Source organism: Acinetobacter sp. ANC_7682, from assembly GCF_056779795.1.
Map to the genome: position 1 here is coordinate 1 of NZ_JBWYIQ010000037.1, position 23,359 is coordinate 23,359.

General features: G+C 38.4%; 20 protein-coding genes and 1 pseudogene. 9 read left to right on the top strand and 12 right to left on the bottom strand.

Annotated elements, in window-relative coordinates; genetic code table 11:
• From AC1M9D_RS12305 to AC1M9D_RS12315, 3 genes and pseudogenes are all read left to right on the top strand, one after another.
• Positions 1-562: pseudogene (locus AC1M9D_RS12305) on the top strand (ISNCY family transposase); the annotation flags it as partial.
• Positions 563-789: 227 nt separating this feature from the next.
• The gene (locus AC1M9D_RS12310) at positions 790-1,956 is read left to right on the top strand and encodes a ribosomal protein uL16 3-hydroxylase (RefSeq protein ID WP_481608073.1); all 1,167 of its coding nucleotides are present in this window, start codon (positions 790-792) and stop codon (positions 1,954-1,956) included.
• A gap of 110 nt (positions 1,957-2,066) precedes the next feature.
• Positions 2,067-3,737 carry an FMN-binding glutamate synthase family protein gene (locus tag AC1M9D_RS12315; protein WP_481612288.1) on the top strand — a complete coding sequence of 557 codons (1,671 nt, stop codon included), beginning with the start codon at positions 2,067-2,069 and terminating at the stop codon, positions 3,735-3,737.
• Between the two features lie 36 nt (positions 3,738-3,773).
• Here the strand turns inward: AC1M9D_RS12315 and AC1M9D_RS12320 are convergent, their stop codons facing one another.
• Genes AC1M9D_RS12320 through AC1M9D_RS12335 form a run of 4 tightly spaced genes read right to left on the bottom strand, consistent with a single transcriptional unit; the run spans position 3,774 to position 7,511 of the window.
• The gene (locus AC1M9D_RS12320; protein ID WP_481611004.1) at positions 3,774-4,802 is read right to left on the bottom strand and encodes an alpha/beta hydrolase; all 1,029 of its coding nucleotides are present in this window, start codon (positions 4,800-4,802) and stop codon (positions 3,774-3,776) included.
• Positions 4,802-5,932 (bottom strand): YdcF family protein, encoded by a 1,131-nt coding sequence (locus AC1M9D_RS12325; protein WP_481612289.1) that lies wholly within the window; start codon positions 5,930-5,932, stop codon positions 4,802-4,804. Before AC1M9D_RS12325 ends, AC1M9D_RS12320 begins: the two co-directional genes overlap by 1 nt.
• 10 nt (positions 5,933-5,942) lie before the next feature.
• On the bottom strand, positions 5,943-6,977 hold the full coding sequence (gene murB / locus AC1M9D_RS12330) for a UDP-N-acetylmuramate dehydrogenase (protein WP_481612296.1): 1,035 nt from the start codon (positions 6,975-6,977) through the stop codon (positions 5,943-5,945).
• Positions 6,978-6,989: 12 nt separating this feature from the next.
• Entirely contained in the window at positions 6,990-7,511 is a 522-nt protein-coding gene (locus AC1M9D_RS12335; protein ID WP_481589293.1) for a low molecular weight protein-tyrosine-phosphatase, read from the bottom strand.
• Positions 7,512-7,624: 113 nt separating this feature from the next.
• On the opposite strand from AC1M9D_RS12335, the gene AC1M9D_RS12340 reads away from it, so the two are divergent.
• On the top strand, positions 7,625-8,785 hold the full coding sequence (locus AC1M9D_RS12340; RefSeq protein ID WP_481612290.1) for an iron-containing alcohol dehydrogenase: 1,161 nt from the start codon (positions 7,625-7,627) through the stop codon (positions 8,783-8,785).
• Between the two features lie 37 nt (positions 8,786-8,822).
• Positions 8,823-9,266 (top strand): acyl-CoA thioesterase, encoded by a 444-nt coding sequence (locus AC1M9D_RS12345; protein ID WP_092767801.1) that lies wholly within the window; start codon positions 8,823-8,825, stop codon positions 9,264-9,266.
• Here AC1M9D_RS12345 and dnaX read toward each other — a convergent pair.
• The 7 genes from dnaX to AC1M9D_RS12380 form a co-directional block, all read right to left on the bottom strand.
• Entirely contained in the window at positions 9,263-11,389 is a 2,127-nt protein-coding gene (gene dnaX, locus AC1M9D_RS12350; protein WP_481612291.1) for a DNA polymerase III subunit gamma/tau, read from the bottom strand. The two genes, AC1M9D_RS12345 and dnaX, sit on opposite strands and share 4 nt — an antisense overlap.
• Positions 11,390-11,507: 118 nt before the next feature.
• Positions 11,508-11,966, bottom strand: a complete 459-nt coding sequence (locus AC1M9D_RS12355) for a copper resistance protein NlpE N-terminal domain-containing protein (RefSeq protein WP_481612292.1) — start codon at positions 11,964-11,966, stop codon at positions 11,508-11,510.
• 60 nt (positions 11,967-12,026) lie between these two features.
• A complete protein-coding gene (gene cpaB, locus AC1M9D_RS12360) occupies positions 12,027-12,644 on the bottom strand; it encodes a metalloprotease secretion chaperone CpaB (protein WP_092767795.1) in 618 nt (205 codons plus the stop codon).
• Between the two features lie 3 nt (positions 12,645-12,647).
• Positions 12,648-14,378: a metalloendopeptidase CpaA gene (cpaA, locus tag AC1M9D_RS12365; RefSeq protein WP_481612293.1), complete on the bottom strand. Its 1,731-nt coding sequence runs from the start codon at positions 14,376-14,378 to the stop codon at positions 12,648-12,650.
• Positions 14,379-14,486: 108 nt separating this feature from the next.
• The gene (locus AC1M9D_RS12370; protein ID WP_228143123.1) at positions 14,487-15,746 is read right to left on the bottom strand and encodes a serine hydrolase domain-containing protein; all 1,260 of its coding nucleotides are present in this window, start codon (positions 15,744-15,746) and stop codon (positions 14,487-14,489) included.
• 68 nt (positions 15,747-15,814) lie between these two features.
• A complete protein-coding gene (locus AC1M9D_RS12375; protein WP_481589298.1) occupies positions 15,815-16,669 on the bottom strand; it encodes a MaoC family dehydratase in 855 nt (284 codons plus the stop codon).
• A gap of 140 nt (positions 16,670-16,809) precedes the next feature.
• Positions 16,810-18,201, bottom strand: coding sequence for a 3-oxoacyl-ACP reductase (locus AC1M9D_RS12380; protein ID WP_481612294.1), 1,392 nt, complete (start codon positions 18,199-18,201; stop codon positions 16,810-16,812).
• Between the two features lie 240 nt (positions 18,202-18,441).
• On the opposite strand from AC1M9D_RS12380, the gene AC1M9D_RS12385 reads away from it, so the two are divergent.
• Entirely contained in the window at positions 18,442-19,971 is a 1,530-nt protein-coding gene (locus AC1M9D_RS12385) for an acetyl-CoA C-acetyltransferase (protein WP_180028195.1), read from the top strand.
• A gap of 53 nt (positions 19,972-20,024) precedes the next feature.
• On the opposite strand, the gene aceI is transcribed toward AC1M9D_RS12385, so the two are convergent.
• Positions 20,025-20,456, bottom strand: a complete 432-nt coding sequence (gene aceI / locus AC1M9D_RS12390) for a chlorhexidine efflux PACE transporter AceI (RefSeq protein ID WP_481612295.1) — start codon at positions 20,454-20,456, stop codon at positions 20,025-20,027.
• Between the two features lie 97 nt (positions 20,457-20,553).
• Here aceI and aceR point away from each other — a divergent pair, with 97 nt between their 5' ends.
• From aceR to leuE, 3 genes are all read left to right on the top strand, one after another.
• Positions 20,554-21,438: an HTH-type transcriptional regulator AceR gene (gene aceR / locus AC1M9D_RS12395; protein ID WP_092767852.1), complete on the top strand. Its 885-nt coding sequence runs from the start codon at positions 20,554-20,556 to the stop codon at positions 21,436-21,438.
• Positions 21,439-21,532: 94 nt separating this feature from the next.
• Positions 21,533-22,519 (top strand): transaldolase, encoded by a 987-nt coding sequence (gene tal / locus AC1M9D_RS12400; protein ID WP_180028197.1) that lies wholly within the window; start codon positions 21,533-21,535, stop codon positions 22,517-22,519.
• Positions 22,520-22,586: 67 nt separating this feature from the next.
• Positions 22,587-23,237, top strand: coding sequence for a leucine efflux protein LeuE (leuE, locus tag AC1M9D_RS12405; RefSeq protein ID WP_180028198.1), 651 nt, complete (start codon positions 22,587-22,589; stop codon positions 23,235-23,237).
• Positions 23,238-23,359 lie beyond the last annotated feature (122 nt).

The following is a 23,359-nucleotide window of genomic DNA, read 5'->3' on the forward strand; positions in this document are numbered from 1 at the left end:
GGACCGTTTGATCAAGGAGATGCGCCTGGAAGGCATCTGTTCGATTGCAGAAGCAAATGCCTGGTTGCCCTGCTTTATTGAGCAGTTCAATCAGAAGTTCGCCAAATGTGCGCGAAACTCAAAGAACCTGCATCGACCATTAACCGAATCTGATCTTGAACTGGATGATATTTTTACCTGGCAGGAACCGCGTAAGGTCACCAAGAACCTGACGATTACCTATGACAAATGTATTTATCTGCTTGAACCGACAGAGCTGAATCATAAGCTTGCTGGGCAATACGTTTCATTTCTGGAGTATCCGGATGGCACTGTGGCCCTCATGCATGAAGGACGAAAGCTCAACTACAGCATCTTCAATAAATTGGCTGGGCTGCAGCAAAATGAGATTGTTGAGAATAAACGGTTAGGTTCAGTCCTGGCGCATATCCAGCAACAACATGAAGAATTGGAGAAACAGAATAAACGTTCCCGTGCCAAGAAAAGTATGCCGAGCCGTAAAGCTCAGAAAGCTGTTATTGGACAAAGAAATTTAAATCCTGTGCTTGACTCTTGTGGTTAAAAACAGGACATTTTAAATGGTTTTTCGCATAGACATTTTAATTGGTGAATAACAGAAATTCCCCCCAAAGTGTAAATTAATTATTTCTTTAAAATAGCTATATTCATTTTTTTCATATTCATTTGTATCATCCATAAGCAAGAAAACATGCGCTTTTAAAGCCGTGTCACTTGCAGAACTTGCATCGTTCAAGGGACAATAAGCCAAACTAAATTGTAGTCCTTATTATGTCCCAAACTTTAGACGTTCTCGGCGGTATTAGCGCTGAGCAATTCCTTACGGAATATTGGCAAAAAAAACCGCTCCTCGTTCGTAATGCAGTTCCTGAAATTGTGGGTTTACTTGAACCCAATGATGTTATGGAGCTTGCACTCGATGAAAACGTGACTGCACGTTTGATCAAACAAAAAGATCGTGACCCTAATCAATGGAATGTGAAGTCATCGCCACTGCTCAAAGCAGACTTCCAAAAAATGCCAAAATTATGGACACTACTCGTTCAAGCGGTCGATCACTATTCGTTTGATCTTGCTGAGTTATGGAAAAAATTTCCTTTTATTCCTCAATGGCGTCGTGAAGATATTATGGTGTCTTACGCACCACAAGGTGGTTCTGTCGGTAAACACTTCGATTTTTATGATGTATTTTTAGTTCAAGGTTACGGACATCGCCGTTGGCAATTAGGCCAAATGTGTGATGAACAGACAGCACTCGTTGCAGGTCAGCCTTTAAAACTTTTGCAAGAAATGGAAGTTCATTTTGATGAAGTTTTGGCGCCAGGAGATTTACTATATGTCCCACCTGGTCTTTCTCATTATGGCGTAGCTGAAGATGAGTGTTTAACCTATTCTTTCGGTTTCCGCATGCCAAATATCTCAGACATGATGGATAGTCTTGGTGATTCTTTTTCAGAACAAGAGCAACTGAAAAAACCATTATTAGATATCACACGCTCTGTCAGCACTGCTGTCGGCGAAATTTCAGATCATGAGCTTAGCTATTTGCGCGAACAACTTTTAGCTCAACTGCAAAATCCTGAGATGCTAAATGAAGCCATCATGTGTCTCGCTTCGCAACCTGGTTATCCTAACAATATTCCAGAAAATGACGAAATTGGAACAGGTGATTTAGAAGAAGCACTTGAAGAAGGTTATTTATTAAAAATCGAACCTGCTTCACGTTTGCTGTATAGCAACTTCAATGATGAACTTAACTTTTGGGCAAATGGAGAGCGCTTATGTATCTCCGAAGAATTTAAACCTCATTTAAAACGTATCGCTGATGGTGAAATGATCGCTTTAGATGAAAGTTTATATGATCAACATATTCTTGAAGATCTCGCTGAACTCTTGAATAGTTCGATCATTATGTTGCTTCCTTCGGAAGAAAACTAAACCTATAAATATAAATTGTTAGCTTACAGCTGTAAGCTAACAATTCACTACTTGCCTGATTCCATAGAAGTTCGTAAGGTAATTACAGTAAAGAACGATGGAAAATAAAAATGGCAAGTCCTGCTCAAGCAATAAGACATAAATTACTGAACACTTTTTTTTCAAGACATTCTGTATGGTTCGCTTGTATTATCATCGCCCTAAGTATTACGTGGCTTAGGCTATTTTACAGCCCCCATTATATTTATTATTTTCTATCCGACAGTGTCATTAATATTATTTGGCTACTGACCAGTTTACTCAGTGTCTTAGGCCTATATGATGTACTTCAAAATAAACATTCAATTTTAAAGAACTACCCAATCATGGGGCATTTTCGCTTCTTATTTGAAGATTTCAGACCCGAAATTCGTCAATATTTTATTGAATCAGACCAAGACGCTTTACCCTTTTCAAGAATGCAACGTAGCTTAGTCTATCAGCGTGCAAAGAATGAAAATGCTGATAAGCCTTTTGGTTCAATTATTGATGTATATCAAGATGACTATCGTTTCATTACCCACTCTCTTGCACCGAAACTCCCAGCTGATACCAGCACCTTCCGTATTAAAGTGGGTAATGATCAATGCGCTCAACCTTATATCGCATCAATCATGAATATCTCAGCCATGAGTTTTGGAAGTCTAAGTGCTAATGCAATACGCGCACTTAATCTCGGTGCCCACATGGGTCAGTTCTATCATGATACTGGCGAAGGAAGCCTAAGCCCCTACCATCTTGAAAATAATGGAGATATTGTTTGGCAAATCGCCAGTGGATATTTTGGTTGTCGAACTGAAGACGGTCTATTTGATCCTGAAAAATTTAAAGCTCAAGCAAAACATCCCAATATCAAAATGATTGAGCTAAAACTGTCTCAAGGAGCAAAACCAGGTCACGGCGGTATTTTACCCAAACATAAGATTACAGAAGAAATTTCGAAAATTCGTGGTGTTCCTCGTGATCGCGATTGTATTTCCCCGCCAAGCCACCCTAGCTTTAATACACCGATTGAAATGATGCATTTTATTCAAAAGTTACGTGAACTATCAGGTGGTAAACCTGTTGGATTCAAATTATGTATCGGACAGCCTTGGCAATTTATGAGTATTGTCAAAGCGATGCTTGAAACCAATATTGTTCCTGATTTTATCGTCGTAGATGGATCAGAAGGTGGAACCGGTGCTGCACCGATTGAATTTAGCGATAATATCGGAACACCACTGCGTGAAGCGCTCTTGTTTGCACACAATACCTTAGTAGGTGCTGGATTAAGAGATAAAGTAAAAATTGGTGCAAGTGGTAAAATCATCAGTGCTTTTGATATTGCAAGTACCTTTGCCTTAGGTGCAGATTGGGTGAATTCAGCTCGTGGATTTATGTTTGCTGTCGGTTGTATCCAAGCTCAAAGTTGCCATACCAATCAGTGTCCTGTTGGGGTAGCAACACAAGATGCTGAGCGCCAAAAAGCAGTACATGTACCAACGAAAGCAGAACGTGTTTATAATTTCCACAAAAATACATTGCATGCACTGTCGGAAATGATAGCAGCTGCAGGTTTAAATCATCCGAGTGAAATTAAAGCTCATCATCTCGCGCAACGTATAAATGATCGTGAAATTAAAAATTATGCTCAATTACATTTTTGGTTAGAATCGGGTCAACTATTGAACTGTAAAGATAAAGACGAAGAAAATTTCTATTTCAGAATGTGGAATTTGGCAGATGCCAGCAAATTCTAGTTTCATCAAAAAGGTGCTGAAATCAGCACCTTTATTTTAAAAGTATCCTTTATGACTTTGCGCATGTAAGAATGCTGGGATTAAACCCGTTAATGCTGCCCGTATATCCGCACGCTCATTGATCAACTGATGAGATCCCTCCTCTAACATGAGCAAGGTCTGAAGGCGAAACTTTCTGCGAATAAATTCGATATTATAACGCCAGTCTACGGTTTGATCTTGGGCACCTTGAGCGAGCCAAACTGGAATTCGGCATGCAGGTCGATTTTCCATTTCCAACATCCACTTTGACATTGCTAATATCCAATCCATCCCCATCATACGCGGTTGTAGTGGATCTTTTAGACGTACAAATCTTAAAAATTCAGGGTTGTGATTATTGCGCTTAAAATGTCTTGGAACTTCACGTTTGATACGGCGAATGATGCCCAAGCCTACTGGATTATGCCACCATGCTGTTTTTGCAGGTCTGACTAACGGCGACAAGAGCAATACGCGTTCTACAATTGGATTTTTACGTTGTTCAGCAAACTCCAACAAATGATGCATCCAAATTGCACCACCAGTACTCTGTCCGATACCTAGCCATGGTTTAGGCAATTGATCAGCTTGTTTTACATATTGGTGAACCGCATGGAGTACTTGCTGATAATGATCAAAGTTCTGAATGCTGGCAGCATTGCCATCACTTAACCCATGTCCAGGCAAGTCATAAGTTAAAACACTAAACCCTTGATCCAGCAATTCACCAATAATTGGTTGGTAAATCCCACTGTGTTCCAAATAGCCATGCAATAATAATACAGTACCTTTCACCTGCTCTATGCGAGGTTGATACACCTGCACATGAAGTTTGAACAAAGGCATTTTGATATAACCCTGCCAATAATTCGCTTCAAGACGATCAAGTGCGTAAAGATGACGATAAGCTTGAATCTCTTTCGAAGGAGAATAAGGTCGATTTAAGTTTAAAGGTTCCAACCTTAGTGGTGTTTGTTCTCGATTCGGAATGGGTAAATCGAGTTGTTTCAACACATTTGGATTCAGAAATGGAATATCAGACATTATGGCACCTCCCGACAACCGCTAGAGCCAAACATTACATCTCTGATCGTGGCAAGTAATTCATAATTTGCACGACGACTGTGATCGTAATTTAATTGGCTAGGACGCCATGTTGTCAGCATTGTAGGCATAGGCGCTTCAACAGGAATTGTCTTGATACCGTTCAAAGCAAAAAGACGTCGTGTACGTGTCATATGATAACGATCGGTAATCAGAATCACTGTCGGCGCTCCTCCTTTTTTTTGTAATAATAATGAACTAAAGCGTGTATTCTCACAGGTATTCATGCTGCGTTGCTCTAATAGATTCGCTTCTACGCCACGCGATGCTAGCCAAGATTGCATGTACGGTGCTTCAACACCACTCAACACAATAGGTAAATCCGTTTGCTTCTCAATCTCAAGTGTTTTTTCTAGTCTAGAGCGTGTGTAATCATTAACTACGATATCAATTTTATTATCCCCTAGCGTCAACCCACCACCCAACACTACTATCGCATAAGGTTTATCTTGTTGATTTGATAAAGTTTTATTTTCATTTTGAATCAACGCGATATCTTTATAGATTTGCGGATCTAATTTTTGAACCTCATCATCTTCTAAGGGATGATTTCTAAGGAAAAATTCATATTTTTCCATTAAAGCCAAGCGCTGATTTTTTTCTTCATTGATGGATGAATTTGTTGAATCAGTTTGGCTTATGGCAACATCACTGGCTAAATCAGGCTGATCAATTGAGAAGACAACATGCTCTTTAGTTTCATGCTTTGTATTTATATCTGTAAGCAATTCATCTTTAATTTTTTGTTTTAATAACACATAGCGAGTTTGAATTTCAGCAAGCTGTTCAGCCCCTTGATCATTCAATTGTTCTTCAATAAGTTTGAGATAAGCTTGTCTTGCAATCCACAACCTTGAACCAGGCTCCAAATCCTCCTTATCAGTTAACGCTGCCATTTGCTGGCTCTTGGCCGCAATTTCGTCAACTTTGATAGGGACAAATGCGTGAAGTGATTTCACAACAAGTGCTGAATAAAATGGTGTATACCAGAAAACCATGAGACAGCTCAAAAGTGCGAATATGATCGCCATCATACGCACCGTTGTCACCATCCAATGTTTTCTAGACATACTGTCCTTTTTAAACCAAATGAGATTGAATAGAACCTTTTTGATCGAACAAAACAGGCTCAGGTTCTAATAAAATACCAAACTTATTTAACACATCTTGCTGCACAGAGCGATAGGTTGCTTGCACATCTGTAAGAGATGCATCAGCGTAATTGACTAAAACTAAAGCCTGTCGATCAAACATTCCCACTTTTCCTAATTTTTTTCCTTTCCAGCCTGTTTGGTCAATCAACCAACCTGCTGCAACTTTTACAGAACCATCCGCTTGTGGATAGTGTGGAATTGAGGGATGAAGCTGTAAAACTTCCTCAAACTTCGTTTTAATTAAAATCGGATTTTTAAAAAAGCTCCCTGCATTTGGATATTCTGCAGGATCTGGGAGTTTACTTTGACGAATTTTGATCACTTGTTGCTGTAAATTATATGGTGTGATGTCATCGCCCATCGCAGCTTTTAAATCGCCATAATTCATTTTGAGTTGTGGCTGTTTAAGTAATTTAAAGATGACCGCAGTAATAACAAACCGCTCAGGCTGATCTTTAAAAATGCTGTGTCGATATGAAAAATGACAATCACTCGCTTGGATTTGAACGATTTCATTTTTAGTACGATCAAAAGCCTCTACAAATTCAATAAATTCACCGACTTCAACGCCATAGGCACCAATGTTCTGAACAGGTGCAGCACCCACCCACCCTGGAATCAATGCGAGATTTTGCAATCCATAGAAACCTTGCTCTGTTGTCCATAGCACGAACTCATGCCAGTGACGTCCAGCACCTACTCGAATTGTTACATTGGTATCATCTTCAGCAAGCAGGACAAGATCATTTAAATGTAATTGAACAACTAAAGCATCTAGATGCTCAGGGAGCAACATATTACTCCCCCCTGAAAGTATCATCATGTTTAATTGAGCTTGCTCAGCAAATTCAATTGCTTCACGCAAATCTTGAAGAGATCGCACAATACAATAATGAGATGCAACAGCATTTAAATTCAACGTATTGAAAGACTGGAGTTGTATATTAGTTTGAATATCAATCATATTTTTATCTTACTCAACGTTTGACTGCTGCAACATTGGTTTTAAGTAACTAATCCATGCTTTACTGTTCGACTCACATTGATCTAAGACCAACTCAAAGCCATCATCTCCACCATAGTAAGGATCTGGTACGGGTTGATTTAAATATGAAGGATCTTTGGCACTCATGAGCTCTATTTTTGCTCGCAATTCATGGTTTTGAAATATCTGCGCTGCTTCAACTTGCAGTTTCTGAATATTTACTAGATTTTCATGATCCATCGCCAAGATTAAATCGAATTCCTTAAAGTCTTCAATACGAATCTGTCTCGCACGTAATGAAGATAAATCATACCCTCGTTTCAATGCGTGCTTTTGACTTCGATGATCAGGCGCTTTGTTTGGGTGGTAGTTACTGGTTCCAGCTGAATCAACTTCAATATTTAATTTTTCTAAATCAGCAAAGTGTTTCATTACCACTTCTGCTGTTGGGGAACGACAAATATTTCCTAAACATACACATAAAATTTTGTATGGCATTTTCGTCGTCATCTTCGCCTCAAAAATACATATACTTTCGCAGTGCATATGTTAAGTTATTTAAGGAGTGAATCCTATAGAACTGTAAAACAATAATCTTATTTAAAGCGCAAAAAGGATGTGTGATGAGCCAATTTCAATTTCAAACTGTCGGGAATATTATTTCCGGTTTAGGGAGTATTCAACAGCTTGGCTCAATTTTAAAACAACATCGATTTAATAAAGTTCTTCTCGTCACAGATCAAGGAATGATTGATCATCACCTCCACCAACCTATTCTTCACATTTTCAACGCTACTGGGACTGAGTTCAGTATTTTTTCCGATGTCGTTGCAGACCCTCCTGAGGAAGTCATCTTAAATGCAGTAGATGAAGCAAAACGTTTACACATTGATGCAGTCATTGGTTTTGGCGGTGGTAGCTCCTTAGACGTGGCAAAAATTATTGCCGTACTTGCACACCCCAATCAAACCCAAACGATTTCTGAGTTATATGGCGTCAATCAAGCTCAATCGCCACGATTACCACTTATCTTAGTGCCTACAACTGCAGGTACGGGTTCTGAAGTTACACCAATCTCTATTATCACTACAGGCAAAACAACAAAAACAGGAATTGTTTCACCCGTTCTGTATGCGGATACTGCCATTTTAGATGCAACTTTTACTCAAGGTCTTCCGGCTCACATCACTGCAGCAACAGGAATTGATGCAATGGTGCATGCAATTGAAGCCTACACCTCAAAACTAAAGAAAAATTTCTATTCTGATTTGCTCGCTAAACAAGCATTGGATTTATTGAATCAAAATTTAAAACTTGTTCTAGAGCAACCCCAAAACCTAGAAGCGCGCCAAAAAATGCTCTTAGGCTCTATGTTGGCTGGACAAGCATTTGCAAATGCTCCTGTTGGAGCTGTTCATGCGCTTGCCTATCCTTTGGGCGGGCATTATCACTTATCGCATGGTCATACCAATGCAATCGTGCTTGTTGAAACACTGAAATTCAATGCACCTCAAGCGAAGAAATACTATGCTGAACTGATGCAATGGATTGACCCATATAGCAAAGGCAATACTGATGGCTTATGTGATTTATTTATTGATCATATGGAAAGGCATGTTAGCCAGAGTGGGTTGAGCTTAAAACTCAATGAGCTAGGTGTACAAGAATCAGATTTAGAGATGTTAGCTAATGATGCGATGCAACAAACACGCCTCTTACAAAACAATCCTAGAGCTCTAAGCTATGCTGATGCTTTAAGCATCTACCAAGCAATTTATCATTAAATGACTCGAAATCTTTAATCAACTTTCTGAATAAAATATGACAACTATTTCAAAAAAAACTAGAGCAGACTATCAATTCTTTTTTCCCATCCAAACCCGTTGGGCTGATAATGACGTGTATGGGCATGTCAATAACGTCACTTATTACAGCTACTTTGACACCGCCGCAAATGCGCTACTTATTCAACACGCACTATTTGACTTTAAAACTTCGCCTATCATTGGACTCGTTGTTGAATCAAAATGTACATATTTTTCTGAACTATCCTACCCCGAAGTGATTGATGTTGCTGTCGCTATCGAAAAGATTGGACGATCTTCAGTGACGTATAGCATTTCAATATTTAAGAAAAATCAATCAGAGCCTGCTGCTCAAGGTTATTTTGTCCATGTATTTGTCGACCGTGACTCTCGTAAAAGTATTGAATTACCAAACTCAATACGCGAAGCCTTAACTACGTTTATGACGAAATCAACTTAAGACTTAAGCTGAATATTATGTAGCTCACCGCCGAAAATTTTTAACAAGTCTTCCACGACGGGTTCTTGATGAATCAATTCTTCAGCACGTCGATATGCCTTTTGCTTACGCTTTTCCTGCAGATCGAAAGGCGTCTCACCGTTTGGTTCGTTGTATTTTACGATTAATTGAGATTTTGAAAATGATTGCTTGAGTACTGCTTCTAAACTCGGAATGAGTGAGTGCAATAAAGCTTCGTATTTTGCAGGGATATAGAATTCACATGTTCCATCAATTTGACCTTGCATAAGACCTTGTTGTGCTAATTCTTGTACCGCAGGTGTTAATGGACTATTTCTGAACCAATATTCCCACTTTTGAGTATCCCATTCACCTACCAATTCGACAGGCTCAAGCCTTAAAATATCTTGAGGCATTAAACCTTTTAAGCCAGCATCTGCGACAACATTTTTATTCTCATCAAGTAGATCTAGACTTGGGCAATGAGTGCCATTCGATGATCCTTCTTCTTGAACTGACAATTCAGCGCTTTCAGCAGAATGTTCACTTGGCTTAGGCTCTAAAAAGAAAATATTGTCTTGATCAACAATAGAAGATTCAACAGGCTCTGAATTAAAGCTTGCTCCAAATGAAGTCAGCTCAATCTCCCCACTGCCTACCACAGAGTTGGTTAAATTCTCTTGTTTCACTTCAACAGATACAGACTGACCGACATCATCCGCATGATTTAATTCTGTTGAATGCAAGCTTTCAGATTCAGATTTTTCAGGATGAACTGACTCCGTAGGAACAGCCTCATCATCAGATGCCATCATCTGCTGAAATAAGATTAGATCCGTATTTTCCTCATCATTTACATCACGACTACGCTGAATCGAACTCGTATTATTCTCAGGCGAACTGATTTTCGATCCTGCTTCTTGATGATCAGCCGATATAGATTCTGAATTCTCTGTCGAAATCTGATTGAAATTTTCAGCTTCTTTTAAGACATTTGATTGTTCTGGAAGTGCTTGAGTGGTCAGCTGCTCATTATTCGCCATCGGGCGGAATGCCAACAACCTGAGCACACACATTTCAAAGCCTTGCTCTTGAGTCACTGCAATTTGTAATTCAGCACGACCTTTACATGCAATTTGATAATACAATTGTAGATCTTGAGCAGAAATCATGCTCGAAAGCTGCATAATTTTCTGATTAATCTCAGCACTATATTTTAAACTCAAGTCTGGTAAGTATTGGAGTAAAGCCAACTCATGTAAAGTTGAAATGAGTTGATCCAACACCAAAGAAACATCAAGTGCTTGTTGACGGAATTGGAGTAATAAAGCACTGACTTTAGCACGTTGATTTTGATGTATCGCCAAAATAAGGTCGAAAATAATCGTGCGATCAATCAAACCCAGCATTTCTTTCACATCTTGGTGGTGAATCGCACCTTGCCCATATGCAATTGCTTGATCTGTTAGCGACAGTGCATCACGTAAAGAACCTTGTGCTGACTCAGCGATCTGCCAAATCGCATCAGCTTCCGCATTAATTGATTCTTTAGTTAAAATTTGTGTGAGATGTGAAGTGATTTCATCAACCGCCAATGGGCGTAAAGTAAATTGCAAACAACGTGAAATAACCGTAATTGGAAGTTTTTGAGGATCTGTCGTCGCAAATAAAAATTTGACATGTTCAGGCGGTTCTTCAAGTGTCTTGAGTAAAGCATTGAAAGAATGTGTGGACAGCATGTGTACTTCATCAATGAGATACACTTTAAAACGACCTTGCGTTGGTGCATAAGGTACGTTATCCAATAATTCTCGTGTATCCTCAACTTTGGTTCGGGATGCTGCGTCAATTTCAATTAAGTCTATAAATCGACCTTCATTGACTGCGGTACACGTTGGGCATACTTCACACGGTGTAGATGTTACACCTGTTTCACAGTTCAGACATTTAGCAAGAATCCTTGCAATCGTTGTTTTACCAACGCCACGCGTCCCCGTAAAAAGATAAGCATGATGCAGTCGACCACGCTCTAAAGCACTGGTTAATGCACGCGACACATGGTTTTGACCAACCAATTCTAAAAAATTACGTGGACGATATTTACGCGCAAGAACCTGATACATGAATGCTCCCTAATTACAGGACTAAGCATACTGTTTTTTTTGGCAAGAGTGAATGCGTTACAGATCATTCATACATTCAAAAAACAATTTAAACCCAACTCTTTTTTCTTGGGAAAATTTAACCTGTTAAATTCAAACTAAAATCATCAAAATTTTCGTATTCCTCACCAGTCCCATCGATACGAATTTCTAGCATTTTGTTGACCAAATCGACAAGAATGATATTTCTGGTTGGAACACCGTTTAATTGAATCAAAGACTTCTCAGTATTAATGAATTTGAACTGACATTTGATTTCTTCTGCTTGGTTATGACCGCTTAGACTTAATCGTGACAACACATACGTTTGGTCTGCGTTGAGTTGTAAATCAACAGCCATACCAGGACAATCATCACAACGCGAAAAACACCCCATACATGGCGTAGTACCTTGATATAAACCAATATATTGAGGTGTTACTTGATTTTTTATTGAATCATTCTGTTTCAAGAGTTGATTTGATTGCGTGGACTGATCGCAAGAAGCCATATGAATCGACGATATCAAAACGAATGGGATGACAGTACTACGGCGCATAATCACAAATCAATTTTAACAATTTTGTGAAAATTACCATATCTCAAGTCTGCATATGAATCAATGCGTATGTTGGTGCACGTGAACCCCATCATCATGTAAAACTTGATCAGGGTAAGCGAGTCCAATCCCTTTAATTACTTCAGCAAAATATGACCCTTTATCTGTATAAACTTTAATAATTGCATATTGATCTTCAATACTTTGAGTAATCGTAAAATAGTTTAGATCAGCAGGATAATCCTCAAATTGCCCCTTATATCTCACAATTCCATCCTCAACTTGTTCAATCTCAGTAATTTCGGCCACACGATTGATACCAAATTGCAAAAGTTTCAAGGGAAATTTACTGCCCTCTTTCATGCTCGCCACTTGATCAGGGCTAAACTTAAATAAATAACCCGTGTCAGCCCGATGCTGAAAACTTTCTGGAAGAATCATATGCCGTTCAACATTTTGTTCTAGTACAGGCATAAGCTCAGGCATCAGATGAGAACTCGATGACTCATTCTTATTTTTAAGGCGTTCGTCATGAGCATAAACATTTTGACCCAGTTCATTTTCAACTTGATGCTGCTGTAAGCTTGCAGATGGTTTGTCTTTTTCGGGTTTTAGATATAACGTAAATGTAGCAGTCACAAAAACTGCTACACCCAATAAAATATAAATTACTTTCATAAATTATTTGAATAGCGACACTGCTTTAGCATTTTTATTAATCATAGTGACAGCATCACGATCATTCGTACCCCCTAATTGGTATCCATACTTTGGATGGAATAAATCTGGGCTTGAGAAATAAGAGATACTATTACCTCCCATAATCGTACTACCCAAAGGATGCTCCAAACCACGTGCTGGTCCAGCGGTATCATGATGATCCACCCCCATATTATGACCGAATTCATGTCGTAAAACCGTGATTCCACAGTTAATACTTCCACTACCGATCATATAATTGGAGTTAGGGTTTACAAGTAAGTACGCTAAACCACAGCCCTCTTCATCACCTTCATAATATATAGCATCAGCTTTTAAGCGATTACGCTCATTCTGAATAACTTTGTCCACACGACCAATATCAAGGACATTGTTTAATGTTTTAGAACCTGGTGTTTTATATTGCAGATAACCAACGTTGCGTAGATAAAACTTGGCATTTGAATTCTCTGCAGACACATTGGTTAGGTCAAAGCCTTCAATCAATCTAATTTTCGCTGCATTTGCACCTAATTTCTCTGCAACAGCAGGACTACTCACCAAAAGCATGTCAATCGTTGAACTATCAGCTTGCCATCCTTGAGATGTATAGACAAAACGTAGTGTTTCACCAGTTTGAATCGTTTGTCGTGAATTATTGGATGCCTGAATTGTGCTGCTCCACGCCGCTCCAGAACTTATGATTATCTTGTCATTGATTTGAGCACGATCAGGTAAATTAATTACTGATTGCCAATTTCCATTTGTCAACTTAACACGTGTCACTGGTTGTTTAGGATCAGGAACTTTTTGATTATTTAAATCTTTCGCTTGTATCACACGTTCTGGTGCAGAAACTAAAATCCACTTCGCTAATTCTTTTACAAACATAAATTCATATCGATCACCTCTATTTATTTTTAAAGTTGCTGAGGTATTGATATTCTGATTTGAAATAGTAGCTTCCCATGTTGCAGTCGACTTCACGATCACACGATCACGGTCATATGCTGAACTTGGTAACGTGAATTGTGACACCCAGTTTCCATTACCAAAAATAATTTCAGTTAAAGGGCTATCGGTTTTATTTAACTGAGTACCCACTGAACTAACATTTATTTGCCTCGGCTTGATATATTCAGGAACCCATTTTTTTAGTTTTTGATTAAATACAAACCAATAGCGATCTCCTTTTTTTAAATTAAAATTACTCGAAAAAAGAAGATTTGTTGTATCAATTGATGAATCCCAGCCTGCATCAGATTCAATCAACATTACCGTATTGTTAGTTACATCGCTCGGCAATACTATTTTCTTTGCCCAAGCGCCATCTTTTAGATGAACTCGCTGTATGATTTGTTGATTAGATATAATATTTTGTACACTTGAATTATCGACAATGGCACTTGGTGTACTGTTGATTCGCCATTTTTTTAAAGATTCACTATAAATAAAGTCGAATGTGTTTCCTCTATTGATTTGAATTGATTCAAGTGGAATATCTATATTGGAAGTATCTAGATATGCCGTATATCCCGCCGATGAAGAAATTCTAATCTTGTCATTATTTTTTGGATTGTTTGGCAGATAGATTTGCTTCGTCCAATTTCCATCACCTAATTTAAATTCTAATTCAGCATAACCGCTCGGAATCTGACCGCTTTGCTGATTTTGGTTTGGTGTAAGTACTGTACTTGCCACAACACCACTCATCAAACAACCCATTAGTAAAAAGGTAATTTTTTTATTCATCATGTCACTATTTGTTTATTTTAGTTAAAGTTAGTGTACATTATAAATACAAATCCCCCTTTGTAAATGTTAAAACCATCCCTTTTTACCATTATTAATGTGATCCACACATCTCAATGCCTCTTGCGATAAACTCCACAAACGATAATCCCCTGTAATTGACCCAACAGGATAATTATGGGTATAGGCAAAACTTAATTTTCTTTCAGGATCACACCAAGCTCCTGATCCGTTGTAGCCCATATGACCAAAACCATTTTTTGCACTTTTACCGAGCGTGATAACTCTGTGATAACCCAAACGCCAATGCATAGGTATTGGCATCACCTTGTCTCGATCATAACTTTGAATTTGCGAAAGTTGTTTGAATACAAGTGGCTTGATAAATTGTCTTGATTCGAACTGACCATAGTGCGCCATCATGGCATAGATTTTCGCTAAACTTCTGGCTGTAAAGACACCATTAGCAGCAGGAATGGGTTGAGTCAGAACACGATCATCAAAAAAGCTAAACCCCTTCATTCCCTTTGGAATCATTGCATCTATAAAATCATCAGGATTTTGACCAGAATATTGAATGATACGATCCGAAAATGAAACTTTCTGTTTTTTCTTCTTTTGTTGTGCAACTTGAGTAGTTGATGACTTTCTTTCAATATTTGTTTTTTCTAAAGGTTTGGCTATTCTTGAAAGTTGATCCTGAGGGACACCAAAATAGGCACCATCTAATTGAAGTGGTTCTACTAAATATTGATTCATCAGCTCAGAAAGATTTTGCTGAGTCGCTTTTTCAATCAGCCCTCCTAATAACCAGCCATACGTAAGTGCTTGATATGCATAATTTGAATTGGGTTTAAAACGTGGTGTCGCGCTAGCCATCACATTGAGCATGTGATCCCAGTCTGCCATTTCAGATGCTTGAGCAATGACATTTCTAACATCATATAAACCACTACGGTGACTCAATACGTCAGCCAAAGTAATATTAGATTTTCCATGTTCAGCAAATTCTGGCCAATAATCAGCTATGGGTTGACGATAGTCTAATTTCCCTTCACTCACTAGAATATGCGACAAAGTCGCTAAGATCCCTTTTCCGGTGGAATAGCACATCGCCATCGTGTCTTCTGACCACTCTTCACTCGAAGACTTTTTTCCAACATAAATATCAACCACTTTTTCTTGACCATAATATACAGCCAATGATGCACCACCTTGTTCAGTACGAGAGTCTTGTAAACGACTAAATAAATGTGCCAAATCTGCAAACTGATGGTGAACGATACCCTTATAATTATGTGTGTCAGCGTAAATTAAATCTTTTAGAATTTTCATCTTCTATCCTTGATTTATAGTTATAAAAAAGCCTAACAAACATGTTAGGCCTAGAGCATCTATTAAAGTGGTTTCACAACACCAGAAACATGAGGTTTTTGTGATTTTGCATTACGAACTAACAAATATGTCGCTTGATCTCGCTCACCCGTTAAAAATTCAACCTCAGATGGTAAAAACATAGGCAACTTAAAATAAACATCAGCATCATAAGCATCCGGTAAACTAATACTTGCTAATGCTTTAGCTTTACTCCACATGCCATGCGCAATCGCTTGTTTAAAACCAAATGCTTTCGCTGTAACTGCATGAATATGAATGAGGTTAAAATCACCTGAAACGAGCGCATAGAGACGCCCCGTGTTTTCAGCGACTTTCCAATTACCCTGTGATTTAAATTCAGGCAACTGATCTTCTTTCGCCTTTGAAGCGGATGAAGTATTTGTTTTTTGACGAGAAAGATAGGTCGTTAAACCTTCCATCACTACATCATTTCCTACTTTTGCAGTCGTAATGAAGTCAAATTGCAAACCTTTGTCATGTGGTTTTAACTCACCAAATTTGCATGATAGCGTGATAGTTTCATTCACTCCAATTTTGCGATACTGCTTAACTTGATTACGAATATGAACCAAACCCAGCAAAGCAAATGGGAAAGGTTCTTGTGTCATCATTTGCATCTGCAAACTTTGAGAAATGACTGCCAAGTAAGTCGATGGTACATATCCATTATTCTTATAACCACAAATTTCGTTATAAGATTTTAAATGGTCATGATCAACACGATATTCATCAACGATGTAATCCACTTGTGGAAGTGTCTTTTCGCCTTTCGGTTTTTTAAAAATTAAACCTTTAATGACTTTAGGATAAGCTAAATAAGCTTTTGGCAATTGACTAAAGTGACGTGTTTTCATGTTAAAAATTCCCATTTATCTTTATAAAAAATTTACAGTTTGCAGCTCAACAAAACGATCATAACAAATCATACGAGCAATAAAGAGAGCAATGCCTGAACATTACTCTCTTTCATTTAACAATCGATGACCACTAAAGCTTAAGCACCTAATAAACTTTGACCGCACACACGTACAATGTTTCCATTCAGCCCCGTTGAAGCAGATGAAGCAAATAATGCGATTGTTTCAGCCACATCAACTGGTTGACCACCTTGACTCATCGAATTCATACGGCGACCCGCTTCACGAATTGCGAATGGAATCGCTGCTGTCATTTGAGTTTCAATAAATCCAGGAGCAACAGCATTAATCGTTACACCATTTTTCAAAATTGGTGCTGTAAATTTCACTAAACCAATCACACCAGCTTTAGAAGCTGCGTAGTTCGTTTGACCGAGGTTACCCGCAATACCTGAAATCGAAGATACGCAAACGATGCGACCATTTTCATTGATGCCTTCATTAGACAACAAATAGTCATTCACACGCTCAATCGCAGATAAGTTAATGTTAATCACAAGATCCCAAAGCTCTGGCTTCATATTAGCAAGCGTTTTATCACGTGTAATACCGGCATTATGGACAATCACATCTAGCCCGCCTTGAGCAGCCGCTGCAGCTTTGATTTTTTTTCCAGCATCTGGTGCAGTGATATCAATCGCTAAAGTCGATCCACCAATTTCACTCGCAACACGATCAAGATCTGCTTGTTGTTGTGGTACATCTAAGCAAATGACATGAGCACCATCACGCGACAAAACATGCGCAATCGCTTCACCAATACCACGACTTGCACCTGTGACCACTGCAGTTTTGCCCGCAAGTGGTTTAGTCCAATCAACATCAACAACATTTGCTTTTGAAACACGAATGACTTGACCTGATACATACGCTGAGCGCGGAGAAAGTACAAAACGAAGTGTAGATTCAAGATTTAAAGCAGCATCTTGATCTACATAAACCAATTGTGCAGCAATACCTTTCTTAAATTCTTTACCTACAGATTTCACGAAACCTTCTAATGCACGTTGAGCAATCGCTTGTTTCACTGTAGGTGCTGATTCTGGTGTCAAGCCAACGACGACTACACGACCTGAAGTTTGAATTTGGCGAGCAATTGGATTAAAGAATTTATACAATTCAATTAACTGTTCAGAGTCCTGAATACCCGAAGCATCAAACACAACTGCTTTGAATTTCGACTCTTTATCGCCTTCATTAAACGCACCTAAGTTCAACCCTACTTTAGCTGCAGCTTGTTGTAACTCAGCATTGTTTCCCGCATAGCTGTTGGCATGAATATTACTCAGAACTTGCGCAATTTCACCATTAAAAAGACTTTTAGACGCAGAACCGAATAAAACAGCGCCTTGAACAACAGGCGTTGCTGATTCAAAGCGATCTAAGTGAATTGGAGATGGTAAACCTAAATTTTTGATGACAAATTTACCAATTGGAGATTTTGCAAAAGCTTGATATTGGTCAGTCATGAATATGATCTCTCGATAGAATAATTTTTTGAAGGATCTATGATGTAGATGAAGTTCAGTTCAAACTCTGATACTTAGTAAATTAATCGATCCCTGCGTTTCAGTTAAATAATACTTGAGTTACTCTATGTATGTCTTGACCTGAAAGCATTGCTAAATGTCATTTTAGTCAATACGACCTCTTAGCGATTATGCTAATGTAGCACTCAAGAATATCCCAAATATGCTTGGAAAAGCCTTATGAGCAAAACAACTCAAGAAAATCCAACAACTGAGAATTCTGCGAAAGCGACTGTGTCAAATACATCAAAAGCTCGTTCAAATGCGAGCAGTGGTAATGCAAACAGTGCCAACAACGCAAATACTCCAAAAGCGACTCGCCCTCGTACGTCGACGACTCGCAAAAAAACAGCAGCAACAAATAAAACTAAAGCTGAAAATCAAACTTCAGCAACTACGACTCAATCTTCCGCTGAACAGGAAAAAACTATGACTCAAAATACTGTACGCCGTGTTGCAATTATCGGTGGTAATCGTATTCCTTTCGCACGTTCTAATGGTGCTTATTTCACAGCTACAAATACGGATATGCTTACAGCAGCATTGAATGGTCTAGTTGAGCGTTTTAATCTTCAAGGTCAACGTCTGGGTGAAGTCGTTGCTGGTGCTGTACTAAAACACAGCCGTGATTTCAATATGACGCGTGAATGTGTGTTAAGCACAGAGCTTGCACCTGAGACTCCAGCTTACGATATCCAACAAGCTTGTGGTACTGGGCTTCAGGCTGCTTTCCTCGTAGCGAATAAAATTGCATTAGGTCAAATTGAGGTGGGTATTGCAGGTGGTGTAGATACCACTTCAGATGCTCCTATCGCATTTGGTGATGGATTACGTAAAGCCCTCTTAGAACTCAACGTTGCAAAAACAGGTAAAGATCGTCTTAAAGCGTTAACTAAAATTAACGTAAAAGATTTGCTAGATGCTCCTAAAAATGGTGAACCTCGTACTGGCTTATCTATGGGCGATCACCAAGCGATCACAACACTTGAGTGGGGCATTTCTCGTGAAGCTCAAGATGAACTTGCTGCATCGTCTCATCAGAAAATGGCTGCAGCTTATGAAGCAGGATTCTTTGACGATTTAATGACGCCATTCCTTGGCCTTGAGCGCGACAACAACTTACGTCCTGATTCAACTGTAGAAAAGCTTGCAAAACTTAAGCCAGCGTTTGGTAAAGGTGATGCTCGTACAATGACTGCTGGTAACTCTACTCCACTTACCGATGGTGCTTCTTGTGTATTATTAGCATCAGAAGAATGGGCTAAAGCAAATGGTCACGAAATTTTAGCGTATTTAAGTTTCTCTGAAACTGCTGCTGTAGATTTCATTGGTAAAAAAGAAGGTTTGTTAATGGCTCCTGCTTACGCAGTTCCACGTATGCTCGAGCGTGCTAATTTAAAACTTCAAGATTTTGACTACTATGAAATTCATGAAGCATTTGCATCTCAAGTTCTTTCTACATTAAAAGCTTGGGAAGATCCTAAATTCTGTAAAGAACGTCTAGGCTTAGATGCGCCTTTAGGTTCAATTGATCGTGCGAAGTTAAACGTTAAAGGCTCTTCGTTGGCTGCGGGTCACCCATTTGCCGCAACGGGTGGTCGTATTATCGCAACTGCTGCAAAAATTTTAAATGAAAAAGGTTCAGGTCGTGTACTTGTGTCGATCTGTGCTGCAGGTGGTCAAGGTGTAACGGCAATTATTGAAAAATAATTTCTATGACAACAAAAAAGCATCTCAATAGAGATGCTTTTTTATTTTGAGTTTTAGTGATTTAAAGCCTCAGGTGCATAACCCAGTTTAGCTTCGATCCCATCATAGAACCATTGAAATATAAATGTATACACCAGAATACTAAGCGTCAAAGCTAAGTCGACGATAAAAGCTTGTATGAGCGTCATATCCATCATATATGCAACAATTGGAATGGTCACTAACATCAAGCCACCTTCAAATCCTAGCGCATGCAATATACGAACTTTTACAGTACGCTTCCACTGATTGCGCGCTTCAATTTTTTCGAAATAATGATTGAAAATCATATTCCAGATCACTGAAAGTACAGCCATAATCACACCTAATGAACCTGCAATTTCCAGTGGAACTTCAAAAATAAAACTCAAAGAATTTGCGATGATCACCAATAGAATGATTTCATAGCTTATTGCGTGAATAATTCTTCTCTTTGAAAAAAACATGCGTTCACTCATTAACATTGTTATTCATGAGCGCATTTTATTTTCATAATATTGAATGATCGAGTTAGAATCTATCAAAATTTTTGAAAGAATAAACATGAATATTAATCAAGAACAATTGGTCGTTTTTAAAACGGTGATGGAAACAGGTTCTTTTTCCGCAGCCGCACGTCAGTTAGGCAAGGTCCCCTCTGCTGTCAGTATGGCGATTTCCAATTTAGAGATTGATCTGAATCTTCAACTGTTTGAAAGAGTAGGACGTGAACCACAGCCAACACTTCAAGCCAAAGTTTTGTATGAACGTACTAATCATTTATTGATTGAAATGAATCAATGGAAACAACATGCATTTGGTTTGAGTAGCGGTATCGAAACCGAATTAAATATTGTGGTGGTATCTGAGTTACTGCATAGTAGATGGACTGATTATATTGTTTTATTAGAACAACAATTTCCTCAACTACAAATCAATATATTCAGCGCACCACAAGAAGATGCTCAACAAATGATTTTAACGGGTAAGGCTCATTTAGCCTTGATGTTTGAGCGTGAGCATATTGAGGCAAATGAACAATTTGTGGAATTAATGAAAGAAAGTTTAATTCCAGTTGCATCTGTTCATCATCCGCTGTGCCAAAATCAAAAAGTGAGCTATGAAGAAATTTTTCAAAGTCGTCAGATTGTAGTCGCTAGTCGCGATCGGAACATTAAGCCTGAATTACTCTTCTCCAAAGATGCATGGCGTACAGACAATCACCATTCTGCATGTAGATTAATTTCACAAGGACTTGGATGGGGAGTTTTACCCACTGAAATGCTTATCGAACAACCAACATTAAAGAAAAAACTTAAAGTTCTACGATTTTCAGATTTCACCCCAAAATTTGATTATTTTATCGATCTAGTCTGGAGTAAAGAGCAACCACTGGGCAAAGCTGCTCAATTTTTAATTCATCACATCAGAAATAAAAGAAAAATGTAGGAAAATGACTTGATTTAAAACTTTTGTAGCATGTTTCAAAATAATCATGTGTTATAAAGATGATATAAGTAATGAAACAAAGAATTAGATCGCAATGACTGAAACAGCTTTATCTCAATTAAAAAACTTCACTACAATTGTTGCAGACACAGGTGACTTAAACGCAATAAAAAAATTTAAGCCATTGGATGCTACCACTAACCCTTCACTCATCACGGCAGCAGCTTCATTTCCTGAAAACAAAGAACTGATTGAAGCTGCATTTGATCAAGCAAAGTCAGAGGGTTATCAGTCGGATGAGTTAATCGATAGAACAATTGATATCCTGACTGTCAAATTAGGTGTGGAAATTCTAAAAGTAGTTGAAGGTCGAGTATCAACAGAAGTTGATGCAGCACTTTCATACGATACAGCCGCGACAATTGCTAAAGCTAAAGAATTACTCGCACTCTATGCGACGTATGGTGTTGATCAAAACCGAATTTTAATTAAAATCGCCTCAACATGGGAAGGTATTCAAGCTGCTAAGGTTCTTGAAGCAGAAGGCATTCATTGCAACTTAACTTTGTTGTTTGGCTTACATCAAGCAAAAGCATGTGCGGATGCTCAGGTCACGTTAATTTCACCATTTGTAGGTCGTATTCTCGATTGGTATAAAAAAGCTGAAAATGTGGATCACTATCCAATTGAACAAGATCCTGGTGTGCAATCCGTTAAACATATTTACCAGTTCTACAAACAAAATCAGGTGAAAACTGAAGTTATGGGTGCAAGCTTTCGTAGCGTAGAACAGGTTCTCGGACTTGCTGGATGCGACCTCTTAACTGTATCACCGAATTTACTTGACGAATTGGCTCAAGATCATCGCCAAGTTGAAATTCAGTTAAATGCAAATGCACACAGCTCAAATATCGAATCGCTTAGTCCAATCACTGAAATAGATTTTAAAGCGCAAATTCAGAAAGATCTTATGGCATCGCAATTATTGCAAGGCGGTATAGATGGCTTTATTAAGGCAAGAGATCAACTCAGCTCCCTGTTAAAACAATCATTTGGCATAGATGCTGATATTAAAGCTTAATTGCACCTATCCATCATTCTTTCAATCGAGCTCTTAGGAGCTCGATTATTTTTTAAGAGATAAATGAGTGTTTGGTATAACTGATCTTCCAACCTATTTAATAGGTACATTACTTATTATTTTATTACCTGGACCTAACTCGCTCTATGTCATGTCTATTGCGACTCGCTTTGGCATAAAAGTGGGCTATCAAGGTGCTTTCGGTATTTTGTGTGGAGATAGCATCCTTATTTTGCTAACTGTCTTAGGTGCCGCAACATTATTGCATCAATTTCCCTGGATTTTTTTCGCCCTAAAAATTATTGGTGCTTTATATCTTAGTTATTTAGGTATCCGTTTAATATATGCAGCCTATTTAACTTGGAAACGTCCAAGTAAAGATCAAGCTAATGTTTCTATTGAACAAAAACAAGAAAAATTTCATCCTTTTCGTACCGCATTACTCATCAGTCTAATTAACCCAAAGGCAATACTGTTCTTTTTATCTTTTTTTGTTCAATTTGTAGATCCAGCTTATCCTTATCCAGCCCAAAGCTTTTTAATGCTTGCTGTAATTTTACAATTGATGAGTATAGCTTACTTAAGTATGTTGATCTTCACAGGTATCAAAATTTCAAATTACTTCAACACGCATTATAAAGTAGCTGCTGCTTCTGTTGCCGCTATTGGTATTTTATTTGGATTGTTCGGGATCAAACTTGCGACATCAACAATGTAATCTTAAGATCACAGACTCATTAGGGAAATAATCTCTGTACACGACAAATTTCACAGAACCCTTATCCTATCAGGATTCTGCTTTCTTAAAATTGCCAAAATTTCCTTAAACTCTTCTTTTTT

Bases quoted from the DNA above. Each gene is read 5' to 3' on its own strand.
- AC1M9D_RS12310 (WP_481608073.1), top strand. From the start codon at position 790: ATGTCCCAAACTTTAGACGTTCTCGGCGGTATTAGCGCTGAGCAATTC.
- AC1M9D_RS12315 (WP_481612288.1), top strand. From the start codon at position 2,067: ATGGCAAGTCCTGCTCAAGCAATAAGACATAAATTACTGAACACTTTT.
- AC1M9D_RS12320 (WP_481611004.1), bottom strand. From the start codon at position 4,802: ATGTCTGATATTCCATTTCTGAATCCAAATGTGTTGAAACAACTCGAT.
- AC1M9D_RS12325 (WP_481612289.1), bottom strand. From the start codon at position 5,932: ATGTCTAGAAAACATTGGATGGTGACAACGGTGCGTATGATGGCGATC.
- AC1M9D_RS12335 (WP_481589293.1), bottom strand. From the start codon at position 7,511: ATGACGACGAAAATGCCATACAAAATTTTATGTGTATGTTTAGGAAAT.
- AC1M9D_RS12340 (WP_481612290.1), top strand. From the start codon at position 7,625: ATGAGCCAATTTCAATTTCAAACTGTCGGGAATATTATTTCCGGTTTA.
- AC1M9D_RS12345 (WP_092767801.1), top strand. From the start codon at position 8,823: ATGACAACTATTTCAAAAAAAACTAGAGCAGACTATCAATTCTTTTTT.
- dnaX (WP_481612291.1), bottom strand. From the start codon at position 11,389: ATGTATCAGGTTCTTGCGCGTAAATATCGTCCACGTAATTTTTTAGAA.
- AC1M9D_RS12355 (WP_481612292.1), bottom strand. From the start codon at position 11,966: ATGCGCCGTAGTACTGTCATCCCATTCGTTTTGATATCGTCGATTCAT.
- cpaB (WP_092767795.1), bottom strand. From the start codon at position 12,644: ATGAAAGTAATTTATATTTTATTGGGTGTAGCAGTTTTTGTGACTGCT.
- cpaA (WP_481612293.1), bottom strand. From the start codon at position 14,378: ATGAGTGGTGTTGTGGCAAGTACAGTACTTACACCAAACCAAAATCAG.
- AC1M9D_RS12375 (WP_481589298.1), bottom strand. From the start codon at position 16,669: ATGAAAACACGTCACTTTAGTCAATTGCCAAAAGCTTATTTAGCTTAT.
- AC1M9D_RS12380 (WP_481612294.1), bottom strand. From the start codon at position 18,201: ATGACTGACCAATATCAAGCTTTTGCAAAATCTCCAATTGGTAAATTT.
- AC1M9D_RS12385 (WP_180028195.1), top strand. From the start codon at position 18,442: ATGAGCAAAACAACTCAAGAAAATCCAACAACTGAGAATTCTGCGAAA.
- aceI (WP_481612295.1), bottom strand. From the start codon at position 20,456: ATGTTTTTTTCAAAGAGAAGAATTATTCACGCAATAAGCTATGAAATC.
- aceR (WP_092767852.1), top strand. From the start codon at position 20,554: ATGAATATTAATCAAGAACAATTGGTCGTTTTTAAAACGGTGATGGAA.
- tal (WP_180028197.1), top strand. From the start codon at position 21,533: ATGACTGAAACAGCTTTATCTCAATTAAAAAACTTCACTACAATTGTT.